Origin of the sequence: Alteromonas sp. MMG017 (genome assembly GCF_018100795.1) — a bacterium.
GTDB lineage: Bacteria > Pseudomonadota > Gammaproteobacteria > Enterobacterales > Alteromonadaceae > Alteromonas.
Map to the genome: position 1 here is coordinate 51,641 of NZ_JAGJDY010000001.1, position 16,379 is coordinate 68,019.

Below are 16,379 nucleotides of genomic sequence, written 5' to 3' on the forward strand. Positions count from 1 at the left end.
TCGAGACAATATGCAGGCAGAACTTCAGCACGACTCTGAAAGCTATGGCGAGTATTACGCCGCTGTAGACTTAGGCTCTAATAGCTTTCACATGGTCATTGTTCACGTTGTTAATGGTAGTGTTCAGATCATTGGCAAAGTGAAACAGAAAGTACGTTTAGCGGCAGGGTTGGATGACGACTTTGCACTAGATGAAATGAGCATGGAACGTGGTTGGCAATGCCTGCAAACCTTTTCCGAACGGTTACAAGATATTCCCCACTCAAATATTAAGGTAGTGGCTACCGCTACCTTACGTCTTGCTACTAATGCCCAAGTGTTTATTGGGAAAGCCGAAGAAATTCTTAAGCACAAGCTCAACGTGATAAGCGGTGAGGAAGAAGCACGTCAGATTTATCTTGGCGTAGCCTATACCTCGGCGAATCAAGGTAATAGCTTAGTTATAGATATCGGCGGTGCCAGTACTGAAATTGTTATTGGTAACGACATGCAACCCATCCACTTAAAAAGCTTGGATATGGGATGCGTCACCTTTATGGAACGCTATTTCGAGGGCGGTAAGATTACCGCTGAAAACTTCGAAAAAGCTAAACACGCGGCGAAAGCGTTACTTTCCCCAGTTGCAGACGCCTTTCTTTGTTTTGATTGGGAAAATTGCTTAGGTGCCTCTGGCACGCCGCAGGCCATTACTGAAATATTGGTGGCACAGGGCATTAGCGACTCAATACGCCTTGATTACCTTCATCACCTAGAAAAACAATGTGTTGAATGCGGTGAAATTAGCCAGCTTAACATTGAAGGTTTAGAAGAAAATCGCAAGGCTATTTTTCCTTCCGGCTTAGCCATTTTAATTAGCTTATTCGAAGCGTTAGCCATTCAAAATATGAATATTTCTGGCGGCGCGCTTCGCGAAGGACTTATTTACGGCATGTTAGATAACATGCAGGAAAATGACCGTCGCGACCAAACGCTTAACCAAACGATGGCGCGTTACCATATCGATAAAGCCCAAGCGAATTCAGTGAAAAGCGTAGCAATCCAGCTGTGCTCGCAGTTATGTTCACAACAAAATATCTGTCATTTAGATACCGAAGCTATTTTAGGTGCAGCTGCACTACTCCATGAGACCGGCTTGCATATAGAGTATAAAAAGCATCATGAGCATGGCGCTTATATTCTATCTTTTATTGATTTGCCTGGCTTCACACGCTTACAGCGGGCGGCTATTCGCGACCTTGTAGCCCATCATCGGTTAACCATTCCAACTGATGCGTTTACCAATTACCATGAAGACTCTCAGCCTATGCTGTTAGGTTTACTGAGGCTATTGCGTATTTCTGTGGTGCTGTGTTTGCGAAGACAAAACAAGCATATTCCCCATGTAGATTTAGTCTGCGACGGTGATAAATGGGAAGTCTCCTTCCCTGAAGGCTGGCTGAAAGCTCACCCGTTGATTAACGCTGAATTAGCTAACGAAAGCTGGCTACAGCACAAAGCGGGCTGGGAACTAATCTGTAAATAATCAGTGCTGCTTAAAATAAATAATAAAAAATGGGATGCGACCTTAGGTAGCATCCCATTTTTTTAGCAACTGGCCTGTTGGCCTATGCGCTTACTCTTTGATTTTCTACCCGCTTCTCTCTTTGCTTTTATGGTCGCTGCGCTAGTCGCCAGCTAAAAGCGCGGCTGCTTTGGGAGCAAAATAAGTAAGAATACCGTCTGCACCAGCACGCTTGAAAGCCAGTAAAGACTCTAGAATTACCGCCTCTTCATTTAACCAACCATTCGCAAATGCTGCTTGATGCATGGCATATTCGCCACTGACTTGATAAGCAAAGGTAGGTACCTTTAGCTCGTCTTTACAACGACGAACAATATCTAAATAGGGCATACCAGGCTTCACCATTACCATATCAGCGCCTTCTTGCACGTCTAAGGCTATTTCGTGTATGGCTTCATCGCTGTTTGCAGGGTCCATTTGATAGGTTTTCTTGTTACCGCCTTTTATATTCGCTGAAGAGCCGACAGCGTCGCGAAATGGCCCGTAATAGGCAGAGGCATACTTGGCTGAATACGCCATAATGCAGGTATTAATAAATCCCTCCCGCTCAAGTGCATCACGAATAACGCCAATGCGCCCATCCATCATGTCAGAAGGTGCAACAATATCTGCGCCTGCTTCGGCATGTGACAATGCTTGCTTGACCAACACATCGATGGTCACATCATTCATCACGTATCCGGCCTCATCCACCAAGCCATCTTGTCCGTGAGACGTAAAAGGATCTAATGCAATATCTGACATTAACATCACATCTGGAAACTGAGCTTTTAATGCACGCATAGCCGTTTGTGCTAAGCCATCTGGGTTAAACGCTTCTTTAGCACACTCGGTTTTAAGTGACATGGGTGTAACGGGAAAAAGGGCTAGCGTACGAATACCAAGGGCTACCCACTTTGCCGTTTCTTCTAATAGTAAATCGATAGATAAACGCTCTACTCCTGGCATTGAAGGCACTTCTTCGCGCTGGCCGGTGCCAGGAAGCACGAATACAGGGTAAATAAGGTCGTTGGTTGTAAGACGTTGCTCAGCAACTAAATCTCGCAGTGCGTCTTTTGCACGTAGGCGTCGCATACGGCGAGCCGGGAAGGAAGCATTCATAAGTTATCCTGAAAACGGTTTGAAAAGTACTTTATTTCGTCCTGATTCTTTCGCAGCATATAGCTGCTCATCCGCTAACCGAAGTAGCGCCTCAGCATGTTCTTCGTCCGTGATAATGCTGGTGGTTAACCCTGCACTAATGGTTAGGTGTATTGCCTCTCCCTCAAACATGAGAGGAGAATTTTCGATACGTTCGCGTATTGCCTCAACAACATGCAAGGCACCTTCGCTGTCGGTATTAGGCAAAATAAGTGCAAATTCTTCCCCGCCTATTCGACATAAATCGTCGGATAAACGAAGCAACATACTTTGCATAATGCCCGTTATATGAATTAAACAGGCATCTCCGCCAGCATGACCGTATTTATCATTAATACGTTTAAAGTGGTCCACATCGATTACCGCAATAGACAAAGGCGTTTGTTCGCGTCGGCTTCGTCGGCCTTCTGATTTTAACTTTTTATCAAAGTGACGACGATTATTAATCCCGGTAAGTGGATCGATTGCCGTTAGGCGTTCTAGTTCTTGGTTAACTTCTGACAGTTCACGCAAAGTAATTTCAAGCTCTAACGTTCGTTCTTCAACTTTGTATTCTAAATCATCTTGGTAACGCTGTTGCACTTCTAGAAGATCTTCTTTTGCCTTACTCGCCTGTTTTTCTTGTTCCAGGGCAAATGCTTGCGTGGAAATGAGTTCATCGTAACTGTGACTATAATTAATTGCCAAAATAAGGGCTAAAATCACCGTTTCGACGGTACCAGCGATTATAAGCAAATAGCTCGTAGAAATGCCTAGATTAATTATATTCACGCTATCTAAGCTAACAATGAAGCCACTTAACAATAAAAATAACCACGCTACAGAGAAGTATCGGGCAATAGGCACGCCTTTAAATGATAACCAACCACCTGTGAACATGGCCACAAACACGATTATCGACAACATGACTAAGTAGAGCTTTATGGCAAAGGGGTAAGGCAATATTGTACTTGTGAAAATACAGGCTCCAAATGCCCACGCAGCTACCTTTGAGATTTTATCGACCACAGGGCTAAATTCGGCAATAGGCAGTAAATGCCGCGAAAACAGTACAGCAAATAAAATCGTCGCATTACCAAAAATGAGTACCGCCTTACCCTGAAGCCACGCCTGCTCGGGCCATAAATAGGCGTAGCCCAATCCCTGCAATGAGGCGAGGGTTAAGCCCAAGCTCAGTGCATAGCCGGTGTAGAATAAAAACGAGCGGTTCTTAGTAGTAAAAAATAAGAAGATATTGCTTATGACCATCGCACATAAGAAACCGAAAAACAGCCCTAATGCTAGGTTCTGGCTTGCTGCATATTCTATAAATTCTTTTTCTTCCCACACCGCGATAGGCATGCGAATAGTGCCGCTAGATTCAACGCGAACCACTACGGTTTGCGGTTTAGCACTTAAGGGCAAAGAAAATAGCGGGGTGTTATTCGCGATGGGGCGTACATTGAATGCGAGGTTATCTCCCGCTTGGTAACGCACAACGGGCGAACTTGCTAGCGGCGGGTAAACTGCAACATCAACATTATCGAGCAAGGCATAGTCAATCTCGAAAAGATAACGTACCGCGCGAGACTTATCAGGCGTAACAACAAAAGAGAACCAATGTACGTCACTGCTCATCCCTAAATTTACCGGCGACACCGCTGGCGTCCAAGTTTTTTGGGCTTTATCAGCGGTTTTGTCAAGAACGGTTTCAAAAGTTAACCGCCCCTCGGGATCGTTAATAAAGGCTAACTGGGAAACCCGGCTATTTGTGGTCCGCTCTGGTACGACACTTAGTGCAACAAGCGCAAAAATCGATACCGCAACAACGGTGATAACGAAGAGATAAAGATCGTAATTGCGAACCTCTTGACGATTTATGAGCATTACCATTAATCACTGATACAAAATAAACGACAAGTATTAGCATAACTGCTATCTCGTAATTTATCAGGGGCAACCTGCATTAGCTCGCTAATTTGTTCACCAATATGAGGCAATAGCGCAGGCTCATTGTTACGTTTTCTTGGGCGTAAGGTTTTGGGGAATAAGTAAGGGGCATCCGTTTCTAAAATGATACGGTCTAATGGAATGGTGGGTATGGCGTTACGAAGGGCTTCTCCGCGCTTTTCATCACATGCCCAGCCGGTAATACCAATATACAGCCCCATATCTAAATAGGTGTTTAGCTGCGTTGCATCACCCGTAAAACAGTGCGCAATACCGCCGTTAAGCGAAGGCAGCACCTTTTGCAGGCAAAACACTTGTTGTTCAAACGCATCTCGCTCATGAAGATACACTGGCAAGTTCAATTCTACCGCCAACGCGAGTTGGGCTTCGAACACTTTGATTTGAACATCTGGAGGAGAAAAGTTGCGATTAAAATCGAGCCCACACTCCCCTACAGCTACGACGCCAGCGTCATTAGTCATGCTTCTTAAACGAGCGTAGTCACTTTCAACCACATCTTTCGCGTTATGGGGGTGTATACCTAAGGTATAGCTACAAATTTGCGGAAACTGCTGATGAAGTGCAGCTGCCGCATCCCACTCATTAGGGTGAGTGGTAATAATACACAGCTTGGAAACACCGGCGTCCACTGCATTTGAAATAATTTCTTGAGGATCAAATCTGCGATCTAATAGATTAACGCCAGCATCAAACCAAGGCATACTATTTTACACGTTTCACTTTCATACGTTTGTTAATCCCTTCTTTTTTCAAATAGAAAGCACCCAACAAACCCCGCTCGATTATCACGGTTTCACCTTCTTTCACTTTCAACGTAGTATCTGTAGTTTGCTGCCACACCGAACCGTTATTGAAAGTTAAAACAAACTTGCCCCGTGCCGTTTTCGCAATCTTAGTTATCTTACCCGCAAATGTGTCGGCCAAGGTTTCAGTTTTGACTTTGTGCTCTAAACCAAACTGTTCGTCTTTAGGCGCAGGGGTTTGGCTTACCGGTGCTTCACGGCGGCGTTCAGAAGCCACGGCAGGCGTACTGTTAGGCATTGCAATGGGTATTCCTGCCTGCGTACCTGAGAGGCGATTTACTTGCTTTTCTACGCGGTCGTAACACACTAAACGTTGAAGGCTATTTTTGGTTTCGCTACATTTGGCGAGCGCTTCGCCTACGGTTTCTGCCTGTGCTAAAAAGGCACTAGAAGAGAGCATACTTACTAACAGTAATAATGCACGTTTGTTCATGGTAAATCCTTTGTTTTGCTTAATTGTTATTCGATTTCAGTGCCAGTTTCTTCGTCGCTATCTCGGCGGCCTTTACCCGCATACAAACTACCTACAACGACGCCTATTTCAAACAATATCCACATAGGAATGGCTAACAGTGTTTGAGAAATAATATCCGGCGGCGTAAGTAACATGCCCACCACGAACGCACCAACGACCACATAGGGGCGTTTTGCTCGAAGTGATTTTGCGTCGGTTACCCCAGTCCAGCACAGTAAGATAATGGCAATGGGAATTTCAAATGAGACCCCAAAAGCAAAGAAGAGTTTCAATACAAAATTAAGATAACTAGAGATGTCAGTACTGACCGTAACACCTTCTGGTGCCACACTATTAAAGAACGCAAACGCGATAGGAAATACCACAAAGTAGGCGAATGCCATGCCCGCATAGAACAACAAAGTACTTGAGAGTAAAAGCGGTGCAACGAGCTTTTTCTCGTTGCGATATAGCCCAGGCGCTACAAAGCCCCATACTTGATAAAGTACGTAAGGAATAGCGATAAAGAATGACAACACCAGCGTAAGTTTAAACGGTGCGAAAAAAGGTGAGGCAACATCGGTGGCAATCATGCTAGCGTTTTCTGGCATAGAATTAAGCAACGGCAACGCGAGCCATTGATAGAGATCTTGCGAAAAGTACGCCAAACACAAAAAGACCACCAGCACACTTAACAGTGCTTTTAGAATGCGGCTACGAAGCTCAATTAAATGAGATATTAAATTGTTTGCGTCAGACATTTACTGTTTTTTATATGGTTCCTGAACCGACTCAGCCGCTTTTTTAAGCTCATCAACACTTTGTTCAAGCTCTGGCGAGAGATCTTTCAAGCCTTGCTGCTCAGCTTTCTTCAGGTTTTCGTGTAATTCGTGCACGCGCAACTGATGCTCAACTTCTTGCTTAAAGCCCGTTGCTGTATTTCGCACACTTCGAATAGTGTTAATGGTGGACCGCATGGCACCTGGCAAACGTTCTGGACCTAGTATCAACAAGGCCATCACACCAATTACCAATAGCTCCCAAAAGCCAATGTCAAACATCAGGATTTTTCTTTAACGTCGCTCTGCGTTTTAGTTGAAACAGTATCAGCGGTATCATTGTCTTCTACCTGCTTCTTCTGCTCGAAATCGGCATCTTGTTCGCTATCAGTTACTGCTTTTTTAAAGCCTTTGATTGCGCCACCTAAATCGGTGCCAATCCCTTTCAAACGTTTAGTGCCAAAAAGTAAAACTACAATTACTAAGATAATAAGTAACTGCCAGATTCCAATACCGCCCATAAAAATAATCTCCGATACAACAGTTAGGATAGTATGCCACCCAAAGCGCTAGCTTTCACGTGAATATTTGCGTGGATGAATAATCGTTGACGTTTATTATCACAACACGCATCCTGATGGTAATTAATTGATACGGATATCATTTCACCGAGTAATCGATAGAGGGAGTTTGGGTTGTTATGTTGTGTTTAGCTGTGTCGTTGTGTTTATTACTTACTAACCAAAGTGATAACCAGCCTATTCCTACCCGCGAGGTGGTGAATAATGCGCAAAACAATGTTGAATCTCATCAACCTATGCAATGGTTTGATGTGTGGCAACGCAGCTTCACCGACTCTATGGACTTTACCGTCAGTAAGTTCGATGGCTTGTTCTCCGATGGCTCACAAAGCAAAGAAAAGGCGAAAGCAGAAGGTCGAATTCAACTTAGCTGGGAGCCTAGAACCCGAGATATCGCAGAAACCGATCTTAGGTTTCGTATTCGTGTTTCACTCCCCCACCTCGAAAACCGTGTAGATTTACTTTTAAGTGATAATGAAGACGAAACCCAAAGTGACACCATAAAAGCGGCTCGTTCTCCTTCATTGGGAAGGCAAGACAATACGACCATTTCACTGCGATTTCGCCCCGACATAAACTCTCACTATTCATTTCGTATAGGTGCAGGCAGGCGTGACCAACTGTATGTAAAGGCTCGCTACCGCGATGCCTATGCGTTTAATTCCCATTGGGCCATGCTTTACGATACTGAAATATATCAATACACACGGGATCAATTTGGCGCAGAGCTGGGCACCTCTATCCAGCATGTCAGTCGCAGCAATATTGTCACTCGGCTAAATAACCGCTTTTATTTTCGTGACAATAGTAACGACTGGTTGTGGCGACATGAGTTACAACACTTGTACCCTATCAACAACAACAATGCCTTAGTTTACAGCCTTATGGTGGAAGGGTTAAACAAACCTACCTATCAAGTAGAAGAGGTATACACAGGGCTACGTTGGCGTAGTAACCCAATTAGAGAATGGCTTTATTTCGAGGTAGAACCATTCGTACTCTGGCTTCGAAGTGAAGATTTCTCGCCGTCTTACGGTATGGCGCTGCGTTTAGAGGCCTACTACGGAAAAGGCGAGTAACTCTGGTTACTCGCCTTTAGTACATTATCAATAATCTTACTTAGTGATTGCCTGTTACGGGCGTAATGCGCGCTCGCCTCGCGCTAAACCACACACGCCAGTGCGCGATGATTCAATCACTTCAGCACATTGAGCCATGGTGGCCGCAAAAGCATCTAGTTTGTCTGTAGTACCCGTAATTTCAATGGTGTAATTATTCGCATGAACATCTAAAATGCGTCCACGGAAAATATCACTATTGCGCTTTACTTCAGCACGTACTGATTCAGTGCGAGTAGCCACTTTAATTAGCATCAACTCGCGCTCAATATGCGTGCCTTCAGTAAGGTCTACCACTTTAAGCACATCAATAAGCTTATTCACTTGCTTAGTAATCTGCTCAATCACTTTATCATCACCATGAGTAATGATGGTAAGACGCGACAAGCTACCATCGTCAGTAGGTGCTACACATAACGAGTCTACGTTGTAGCCGCGCTGTGAGAAAACACCCACAATACGTGATAACGCGCCAGGGGCGTTTTCCATTAATACTGAAATAATACGTTTCATCAGGTTCGCTCCGTCTTACTTAAGCGCATATCATCCATAGCGCCAAACTTAATTTGCATTGGATACACGTGCTCGTTTTGGTCTACCGCAATGTCCATAAACACGAGGCGATCTGTAAGACTGAAACATTTCTCCATAGCTGCATCTAATTCGTCTAATTTATCTACTTTGATACCTACATGGCCATAAGACTCAGCAAGTTTCACGAAGTCTGGCATAGAGTCCATGTATGAATGCGAGTGACGACCTTTGTAAATCATATCTTGCCACTGACGAACCATACCTAGCGCTCGGTTGTTCAAAGTAATGATTTTAATCGGCAGGTTGTACTGCAAACAGGTAGACAACTCTTGAATATTCATTTGAATACTACCGTCACCCGTTACCACGACAGAAGTAGACTCAGGATGTGCAAACTGCACGCCCATAGCTGCCGGCAAACCAAAGCCCATGGTGCCTAAGCCTCCTGAGTTGATCCACTGGCGAGGCTTATCAAACGGGTAATACAAGGCCGCAAACATTTGATGCTGACCTACGTCAGAGCTAACATAAGCTTCACCGTTGGTGTGCTTATAAATAGACTGGATAACTTGCTGTGGCTTGATTACCGTATCGCCTTGCTCGTAGTTCAAACATTCACGAGAGCGCCATTGAGTAATTTGTTGCCACCAATCGGCTAGCTTTTCTTTTTGACCAGATAGGTCTTTATTAACAAGCTGTTCTAAAATTTGGTCGAGTACTTTATCGACTGAGCCAACCACCGGAATATGTGCATTGATGGTTTTAGAGATAGACGCAGGGTCGATATCTACGTGAATAATATCGGCATGCGGGCAGAATTTATCTACGTTATTGGTAACGCGGTCATCAAAACGTGCCCCTAAGGCAATAATGCAATCGGCATTATGCATGGTTTTGTTTGCTTCAAGTGTGCCATGCATACCAAGCATACCTACGAACTGTTCATGTGTACCTGGCATGGCGCCTAAGCCCATAAGCGTACACGTTACCGGCGCATTTAACTTCTCAGCTAGTTCGATAACACGTGATGACGCTTCAGACGTAACTGCACCGCCACCAACGTAAAGTACTGGACGTTCGGCTTTCATCAATGAAGCGACTGCTTTTTTGATTTGCTTAGTATGCCCTCGCTCGGTTGGGTTATACGAACGCATTGTCACGTCAGTTGGGAACACATAAGGGTGATCTTCAGCAACATTTACAATGTCTTTCGGTAAATCGACTACCACTGGACCTGGTCGGCCCGTGTTTGCAATGTAATAGGCTTTTGCAATCGCTTCTGGAATATCTACTGCACGCTTAACTAAGAAGCTGTGTTTTACGATTGGGCGAGAACACCCTACCATGTCGGTTTCTTGGAAAGCGTCTTCACCGATATGCTTTGAAGGAACTTGGCCTGACAACACAACCATCGGAATTGAATCCATATAAGCCGTAGCAATACCGGTAATGGTATTAGTTGCGCCTGGGCCTGAGGTGACGAGGACTGTGCCGGTTTTGCCAGTTGAACGTGCATAACCATCCGCCATATGAGCGGCTGCCTGTTCATGACGTACGAGGACATGTTCGACATCTTCTTGCGCATATAAAGCGTCATAAATGTCTAGTACGGCACCACCTGGGTAGCCGAACACATGTGTTACTCCTACATCTTTTAGCGCTTCTACCACCATGGCAGCGCCCGACATCATTTTCACAGTACTATCTCCTGTATCGGTTTGGTGTATTGTCAGCGAATGTTGACGATGAGCGGACTATAACGAAGGACGTAGGAAGATAAAACAGCAAACCGCACAAAAGTGAGATATATATCCCAATATTCAAGATAAATAGGATAAATCTTTCGTTATGATGAAATTAATGGCGATTATTAGGATGAATTTCACAAGAAATTAACAACTAATCGTCATCAATGTCTATTTCAAGGTCGTTGTTATCATCTATTCCCATATTATCGTCTGCATCTTCTGTTACAGCACGCTTAGAACCATAAATACTGGCCGCTTTTGGCCGGTTGATTCGGGTTTGATATTTGACCCACGCTTTAGCTTGAGGTGTTTGCGGCTCACATTGCCCCAGTGCAGCATAGAGATAATTTATTTCAATGTCTGAACTAGGTTCAATCTTGCCATCGACTAAGGCTGCAAACAAACTACCATGGGCTTGCAATAACTTGCTTTCAGAAATTGAAAAATCACCGGAGCGTGCAAAACCATAAGGGTAATGCTTTTTATCAGCAAACGGGCGGTTGATCAGTTTCTCTCTGGATAACGTTGTCATATGACCCCCTATCTCAGCCTTTATAGCTATTATCATACTCCGCATCGTGCGCCGATGAGGAACCATTAACCGCGCGACTGTGCCGCTTGGCTCATTACACTGATAATTAGATAGTTGGAATCAACAATGCTGTCAAACAGAAAAACGTGCTAAGAGAAAACTTAATAAAACTGTAAAATACATAGAGAGAACAGGTGCGCTGCATAAGCAACGCACACAGGGTAATCGGCCTATTTTTGAGATACAGGTATTACTTCCTGCTTTTCGGAACCCAAGCCCAAACCATTTCACACAGAACCGGTTCAATACCTTGGGCATCTGTTACCTTAACGGCTACCGTCACCTCACCTTTTTCTTGAGTTTGCATCAACGCTATTTGTTCATCTGTAAGGTGCGCCACTGCATGCATATCACCTTGCGCGCGCTTCACATATTTGAAATTCATTTCTTTGATAAGCGGTAATTTGTCACCAGGTAGGTTAACACCAACAACAAAGCCTGTAGAAGACTCGGCTAATAGCGCCATTGCCGCAGCATGCACGCTCCCAATATGGTTTTGCGCCTTCTTATAATTTTTCTGGCGGAAAGTCACTGACTTCAAATCGGTTTCCAGAATATCGATGCTGACCGTACCCGTTAGTTTCACTTTGTACCGGAACATCCACGTCAGCATACGCTGGCGTAGCCATGTTGGATAGGTATTGGCTTTTTTCGCAAAGCTGCGCAGTGGGTTTGGTACGGACATGATCTTCTCTCTGAAATACTTTCTTCTGGTTAGACCAGTGAGGTTATGCTCCCACCGCAAAGGATGCAAGTAATTTTAACAATGGCCTAACAATTTTTGTAGCGACGCGGTGTGGTTGCCATACTGCTTCCAGCGCCCAATCGAACGAGTATTGATTGCTTCGCGCACTTGTACTTTACTCGCTGTCGAAACTGGCAGTGTATTTCGCTCTACATGTAGACACTGCTCTTCCCAGGGTAAATGACAAAACGAAAGTAATTTGGGGACTTCTTCAGTAGGGTTAATCGCCAATGCTTCGTACGATTGAATATGCACGTTGTCAGGAAATTTCTGCGCCCATGCTTCCATTACCTTTTTAAATCGCAGGTAGAAACGCCCGACAACATTTAAATCATAAGCATACGCGTAGTATGGGCTATGAATAGAAAATAGCTGGCGATAGTTGCCCACACAGGTATCCATGGGATCTCGCATTAAACAAATGATTTTAGCGTTCGGTAATGCACGGCGAATAAGGTCAACATAGAAAAAATTAAACGGCAGCTTATCAACTAAGCGCTGCCCGTCCTCTTTAAGATAAGCGGTTCGCGCTAGGTAGCGTTCCCCGATTTCTTGCATGTTAAGGTTTTCTGCCGCTTTAAGAGTGTCTAAATCAAGAACATGTTGTGAGGGCGTATTGGCCAGCGATTTTACTGCCACCCCGAAATCTTGTAGTTCGCCGCCTGAGGCAACTTGGCTATGATGACTTAAAATACGCTCTACCAAGGTAGTGCCAGAGCGGGGCATACCTATCACGAAAATTGGCGAATCATCTTGTGCCCCTATTGCTTTAATACGCTCAATCGCGCTTTTATCAGCGTCTACGTCAATACCTTCAATCGCGCTTTGCGCTTGCTGCTGTAAATAGTCGAATAACGCTTCGTAGTCTGCAAAGGCATCTTGGCTGGCTTGTTGTTTGGGCGCTTTAGCGTGCTGCAGTGCTTCAAAAGCCCTATCGTATTGCCCTAACGCTTCATATTCTTTTGCAAGTGCATGGCCAATGTGTAGCCGCCCTTCCACATGCTTTTCGCAGGTGCGTGATGCTACCAGCAAACGGTCAATATGATTTTTCTGTGCCGTAACCCCGCCTAAGTCTGATAATGCAAAATGTGCCTGATAAAAATTGGGGTTTAATGAAATTGCGCGTTCGAAATGTTCTCTAGCATGCGCAAAATGACCGGCGAACTTACTACTCACGCCATAATTATAATGAAACTGCGGATTGTCGTTATCAATAGATAAAGCTCGTTTAAAATAAGAAAGCGCACCGTCATGGTCGCCTACTCTGCTTAACGCTACGCCTACGGTATCTAAATCTAGCGCTCGCGTCAGTGATGTTGGAGGGACCTTTTTAGCGGCGGCTTGGGCAAGGTTAAGATCGCCAATGAGTGCAAAGCATTTGGCGAGATAAGCATAAGTCAGGGCTCTAGCCTCAAGACTATTCGACTTTTCTAATAACTTAACCGCTTTATTAATTTGCCCTATTTCAATGTGGATGATACCCAGTAGAAAATAAGCATGAGGGTCGTCGCCAAAGGCCTGAATAACCTCTACGCAGGCTTTATGTGCTGACGTATAGTCTCGTTTACTAATGGCTGTGGTAGCCACGTTGAAATGCTGTTGTTTATCTATCATTGCTGTCTATGATTGCTATTTTCATGATGCGCCTGAAAAAAAGGCACTCCATTGAGTGCCTTTAATAAGTACTGTAAGTAATACTACTACATATCAAACTTGTAGTTGAACTTCAGGCCTACGGTACGCGGCGTCAGTATGTAATGGCCGTAGTTACGGCTTAATTCAGTGCCGTTTGGTTGAAGTACACTGTCGTATACACCTTCGCCAATATCACTTACGTTACGTCGTGTAGACACAAATGCATATTTGTCGAACAGGTTGTCGATGTATAAGGTTACCGACCATGTTTCAGATGAAATACGCGCATTCAAGTTACTGATTGCATAACCTGGCAATGCTTCACCATCTTGGCGTAAACCAACCGTTGTATAAATATCACTTTGTGCGGTGATACCGTAGTTCACATCTAGCATTTTATCGCCAAATACTTCTTGGCTGTATGTCATACCAAATGAAAACTGGTGTTCGGCTGAACCCGGCAGACGGTCACCGTCTTTACCATCGTAAAAATCTTGTAGTTCAGTTCCCGCTTCACCTTGGGCTGTAAACAAGAATGGCGCATCAGCGGTTAGCTCTGCTTTCGTATGAGCATACGTGGCATACATGGTTAAGTAGTCATTTGCGCGACCACGTAACGACAACTCTAGTCCTTTAGATGCGGCGCCTTCAGCATTAACCGTAATGGTTTGCTGACCATTTACAGTTGCTCCTGTAACTTGTGGATCTTCCCAATCAACATAGAACAAAGAGGTATTAACCTGAAGTTTGTTGTTGAAGAAGTTGGTTTTAACGCCAAGCTCGTAGTTGGTCGTGGTATCTGCACCGTAAGTCTGCTCATCAGGTAATGCGCACACTATTTGGTTATTTAAATCATCAACGTTATCTGGACACGCTGGTGCACCATTAGCACCACCAATACGGAAACCTTCGCTGATTGTCGCGTAGGCCATGGTATCGCTAGTGAATTTGTAACTCGTATTAAATTTAAACAACGTACCGCTATCATCTTCAGTAGGTGCTTCGGTTAATTCTAAATCGATAGAATCAGAAGCACGACCTTCAAATACAGAGTAATAAAGTGGCAAATCTACGCCCGAGCGTGCTGACACTTCATAATCATAAGCTCGTAAACCAATAGTGGCATCCCACTTATCGGTAATTTCATAAGTTAGCTCACCGAAAAGTGCTTTTTCAGTAATATCAATTTCGTCAGCAGAGAAGTATTCAAGGCTATCTGGGCGATAGTTACCTTCAACGCCCCATACTTCAATGGCATACACATCAAAGTTAGGAGTAAATTCTTTACTGGTGCCTTCACTGTCAGTGTCGTAATAGAAACCACCCACAATCCACGATAGTGGACCATCGTCTAGCGACACTAAACGAACTTCTTGGGTAAGCGTAGAGCGTTCCGATAACTCTTCCGTGTAAGAAGAAAACGCAGGGAATTCTTCGTAGCTGTAGTCTAGACGAATAAGTAAATCAGTTTGGTCACGTTGACCGTCAGATTCAAATTTCGAATAGCCCGTCGCCGACACTAATTCAGCAAAACCAAGATCTGCTTTTACTTCTAAACTTAATAATGAATCTTCTTTTTCACGCGGCTCTTCATAACGATAAGCCGACTCGTATTTACCGACTAACGCACTTAAACCGTTTTCCTCAGACAACGCATTGTAGTGGCTAATTGAACGGCCCTCTACATCCTGTGTTTGGAAGAAATAGGTAAGCGTAGCGTCTATGGTGTCGGTGGGTAGCCAACGTACCGCAATACGGCCTGTTAGCGTGTCTTCACCGTTAGCATCTTCCACTTGGCGTAAGTTATCGCTGATGGCAGTGCTGTCAGTCCAATCAGGATCGGGCAGTGAAACCCCACCTTCTTGTACAACGTAGTTGTAATCAATAAAACCAGGGTTATTGAAGTAATTAAGTGATGCTCGAACACCCAACTCACCTTCAATAATAGGCGCGTTGAAAACAAAACTTCCTTCGCCACCTAGTGAATCACTCTCTTCCATGGTGAAGACATCACCGGTAATTTCTGCCGTGGTAAAATCTAAATCAACTGCTTTTGGAATATAGCGAATGGCACCACCAAGTGTACCAGCACCATATAAGGTGCCTTGTGGCCCAATCAGTACTTCAACACGATCTACATCTTGTAAACGCATGTTAAGGAAAAGCGGTATTTCACCAAAGTAAGTTGCTACCGTACCGCCATCTGAGCCTGGGCCAGATGAGTTTGTATTCAAGCCACGCACGATAATAGGAGAATCATTTCGACCACCCTGATCGGTTACGGTCAAACCTGGCACCCAGCGTGCTACTGAGTCTAGGTCTTCAATATTTTGTTGGGCCAACACGTCCGATGTTATGGCGGAGATATTAATTGGAACTTCCTGCAAAGTGCCGCTTCGGCGTGTTGCAGTAACTTCAATTGTTTCTACTTGTTTTTCATCTACAGTAACTTCTTGGGCGACAACTGCACTGCTGGTTAAAGCAGTAAATACAGCGCCGGCAACCAAAGAGTACCCGAAAGTGCTGCCTTTATAGTGCATGCTTGTGTTTTCTCCTGGCGGGGCTTCTATCTAATACCCATTTGTTTTCTTATTGGGCACGTACATCAGTATTTTCAGCATGATCCGTAGCAGAATCTGTGCCGTAAACGGCGCGCATTCTAAAGCAAAAACACATTAATATTTAATAATTTTTGAATAAATATGCTCTAATATCGCGCATGCATGCACTAATTTTGAA

General features: G+C 44.4%; 15 protein-coding genes. 2 read left to right on the forward strand and 13 right to left on the reverse strand.

Annotated features, from left to right (window positions below):
* Nucleotides 1-10: 10 nt before the first annotated feature.
* A complete protein-coding gene (locus tag J8L84_RS00270; protein WP_211069290.1) occupies nucleotides 11-1,522 on the forward strand; it encodes a guanosine-5'-triphosphate,3'-diphosphate pyrophosphatase in 1,512 nt (503 codons plus the stop codon).
* Nucleotides 1,523-1,663: 141 nt separating this feature from the next.
* Here the strand turns inward: J8L84_RS00270 and hemB are convergent, their stop codons facing one another.
* The 7 genes from hemB to tatA are packed head-to-tail and all read right to left on the reverse strand — an operon-like array spanning nucleotide 1,664 to nucleotide 7,208.
* Entirely contained in the window at nucleotides 1,664-2,662 is a 999-nt protein-coding gene (gene hemB / locus J8L84_RS00275) for a porphobilinogen synthase (protein WP_211068942.1), read from the reverse strand.
* Nucleotides 2,663-2,665: 3 nt separating this feature from the next.
* A complete protein-coding gene (locus J8L84_RS00280; RefSeq protein ID WP_211068943.1) occupies nucleotides 2,666-4,567 on the reverse strand; it encodes a diguanylate cyclase in 1,902 nt (633 codons plus the stop codon).
* Between the two features lie 5 nt (nucleotides 4,568-4,572).
* On the reverse strand, nucleotides 4,573-5,352 hold the full coding sequence (locus tag J8L84_RS00285; RefSeq protein WP_211068944.1) for a TatD family hydrolase: 780 nt from the start codon (nucleotides 5,350-5,352) through the stop codon (nucleotides 4,573-4,575).
* Nucleotide 5,353: 1 nt separating this feature from the next.
* Nucleotides 5,354-5,887 carry a hypothetical protein gene (locus J8L84_RS00290; protein WP_211068945.1) on the reverse strand — a complete coding sequence of 178 codons (534 nt, stop codon included), beginning with the start codon at nucleotides 5,885-5,887 and terminating at the stop codon, nucleotides 5,354-5,356.
* A gap of 26 nt (nucleotides 5,888-5,913) precedes the next feature.
* Nucleotides 5,914-6,669: a twin-arginine translocase subunit TatC gene (gene tatC / locus J8L84_RS00295; RefSeq protein WP_211068946.1), complete on the reverse strand. Its 756-nt coding sequence runs from the start codon at nucleotides 6,667-6,669 to the stop codon at nucleotides 5,914-5,916.
* Nucleotides 6,670-6,969: a Sec-independent protein translocase protein TatB gene (gene tatB / locus J8L84_RS00300; protein ID WP_013785614.1), complete on the reverse strand. Its 300-nt coding sequence runs from the start codon at nucleotides 6,967-6,969 to the stop codon at nucleotides 6,670-6,672.
* Nucleotides 6,969-7,208, reverse strand: coding sequence for a Sec-independent protein translocase subunit TatA (gene tatA, locus J8L84_RS00305; RefSeq protein ID WP_211068947.1), 240 nt, complete (start codon nucleotides 7,206-7,208; stop codon nucleotides 6,969-6,971). The genes tatB and tatA overlap by 1 nt, the downstream gene beginning before the upstream one ends.
* A 179-nt stretch (nucleotides 7,209-7,387) precedes the next feature.
* Here tatA and J8L84_RS00310 point away from each other — a divergent pair, with 179 nt between their 5' ends.
* Nucleotides 7,388-8,347 carry a hypothetical protein gene (locus J8L84_RS00310; protein WP_211068948.1) on the forward strand — a complete coding sequence of 320 codons (960 nt, stop codon included), beginning with the start codon at nucleotides 7,388-7,390 and terminating at the stop codon, nucleotides 8,345-8,347.
* A gap of 54 nt (nucleotides 8,348-8,401) precedes the next feature.
* Here J8L84_RS00310 and ilvN read toward each other — a convergent pair whose 3' ends face one another.
* The 6 genes from ilvN to J8L84_RS00340 all read right to left on the reverse strand — a co-directional run bounded on the left by ilvN (nucleotide 8,402) and on the right by J8L84_RS00340 (nucleotide 16,180).
* Nucleotides 8,402-8,899, reverse strand: coding sequence for an acetolactate synthase small subunit (gene ilvN, locus J8L84_RS00315; RefSeq protein ID WP_013785617.1), 498 nt, complete (start codon nucleotides 8,897-8,899; stop codon nucleotides 8,402-8,404).
* Complete coding sequence (locus tag J8L84_RS00320) at nucleotides 8,899-10,617, reverse strand: acetolactate synthase 3 large subunit (RefSeq protein ID WP_211068949.1); 1,719 nt, start codon at nucleotides 10,615-10,617, stop codon at nucleotides 8,899-8,901. Before J8L84_RS00320 ends, ilvN begins: the two co-directional genes overlap by 1 nt.
* A 202-nt stretch (nucleotides 10,618-10,819) precedes the next feature.
* A complete protein-coding gene (locus tag J8L84_RS00325) occupies nucleotides 10,820-11,200 on the reverse strand; it encodes a DUF413 domain-containing protein (protein ID WP_211068950.1) in 381 nt (126 codons plus the stop codon).
* A 250-nt stretch (nucleotides 11,201-11,450) separates the two neighbouring features.
* Complete coding sequence (locus J8L84_RS00330; protein WP_211068951.1) at nucleotides 11,451-11,945, reverse strand: DUF4442 domain-containing protein; 495 nt, start codon at nucleotides 11,943-11,945, stop codon at nucleotides 11,451-11,453.
* A 75-nt stretch (nucleotides 11,946-12,020) separates the two neighbouring features.
* Nucleotides 12,021-13,619, reverse strand: a complete 1,599-nt coding sequence (locus tag J8L84_RS00335) for a sulfotransferase (protein WP_211068952.1) — start codon at nucleotides 13,617-13,619, stop codon at nucleotides 12,021-12,023.
* An 86-nt stretch (nucleotides 13,620-13,705) separates the two neighbouring features.
* Nucleotides 13,706-16,180: a TonB-dependent receptor gene (locus J8L84_RS00340; RefSeq protein ID WP_211068953.1), complete on the reverse strand. Its 2,475-nt coding sequence runs from the start codon at nucleotides 16,178-16,180 to the stop codon at nucleotides 13,706-13,708.
* Between the last annotated feature and the right edge of the window lie 199 nt (nucleotides 16,181-16,379).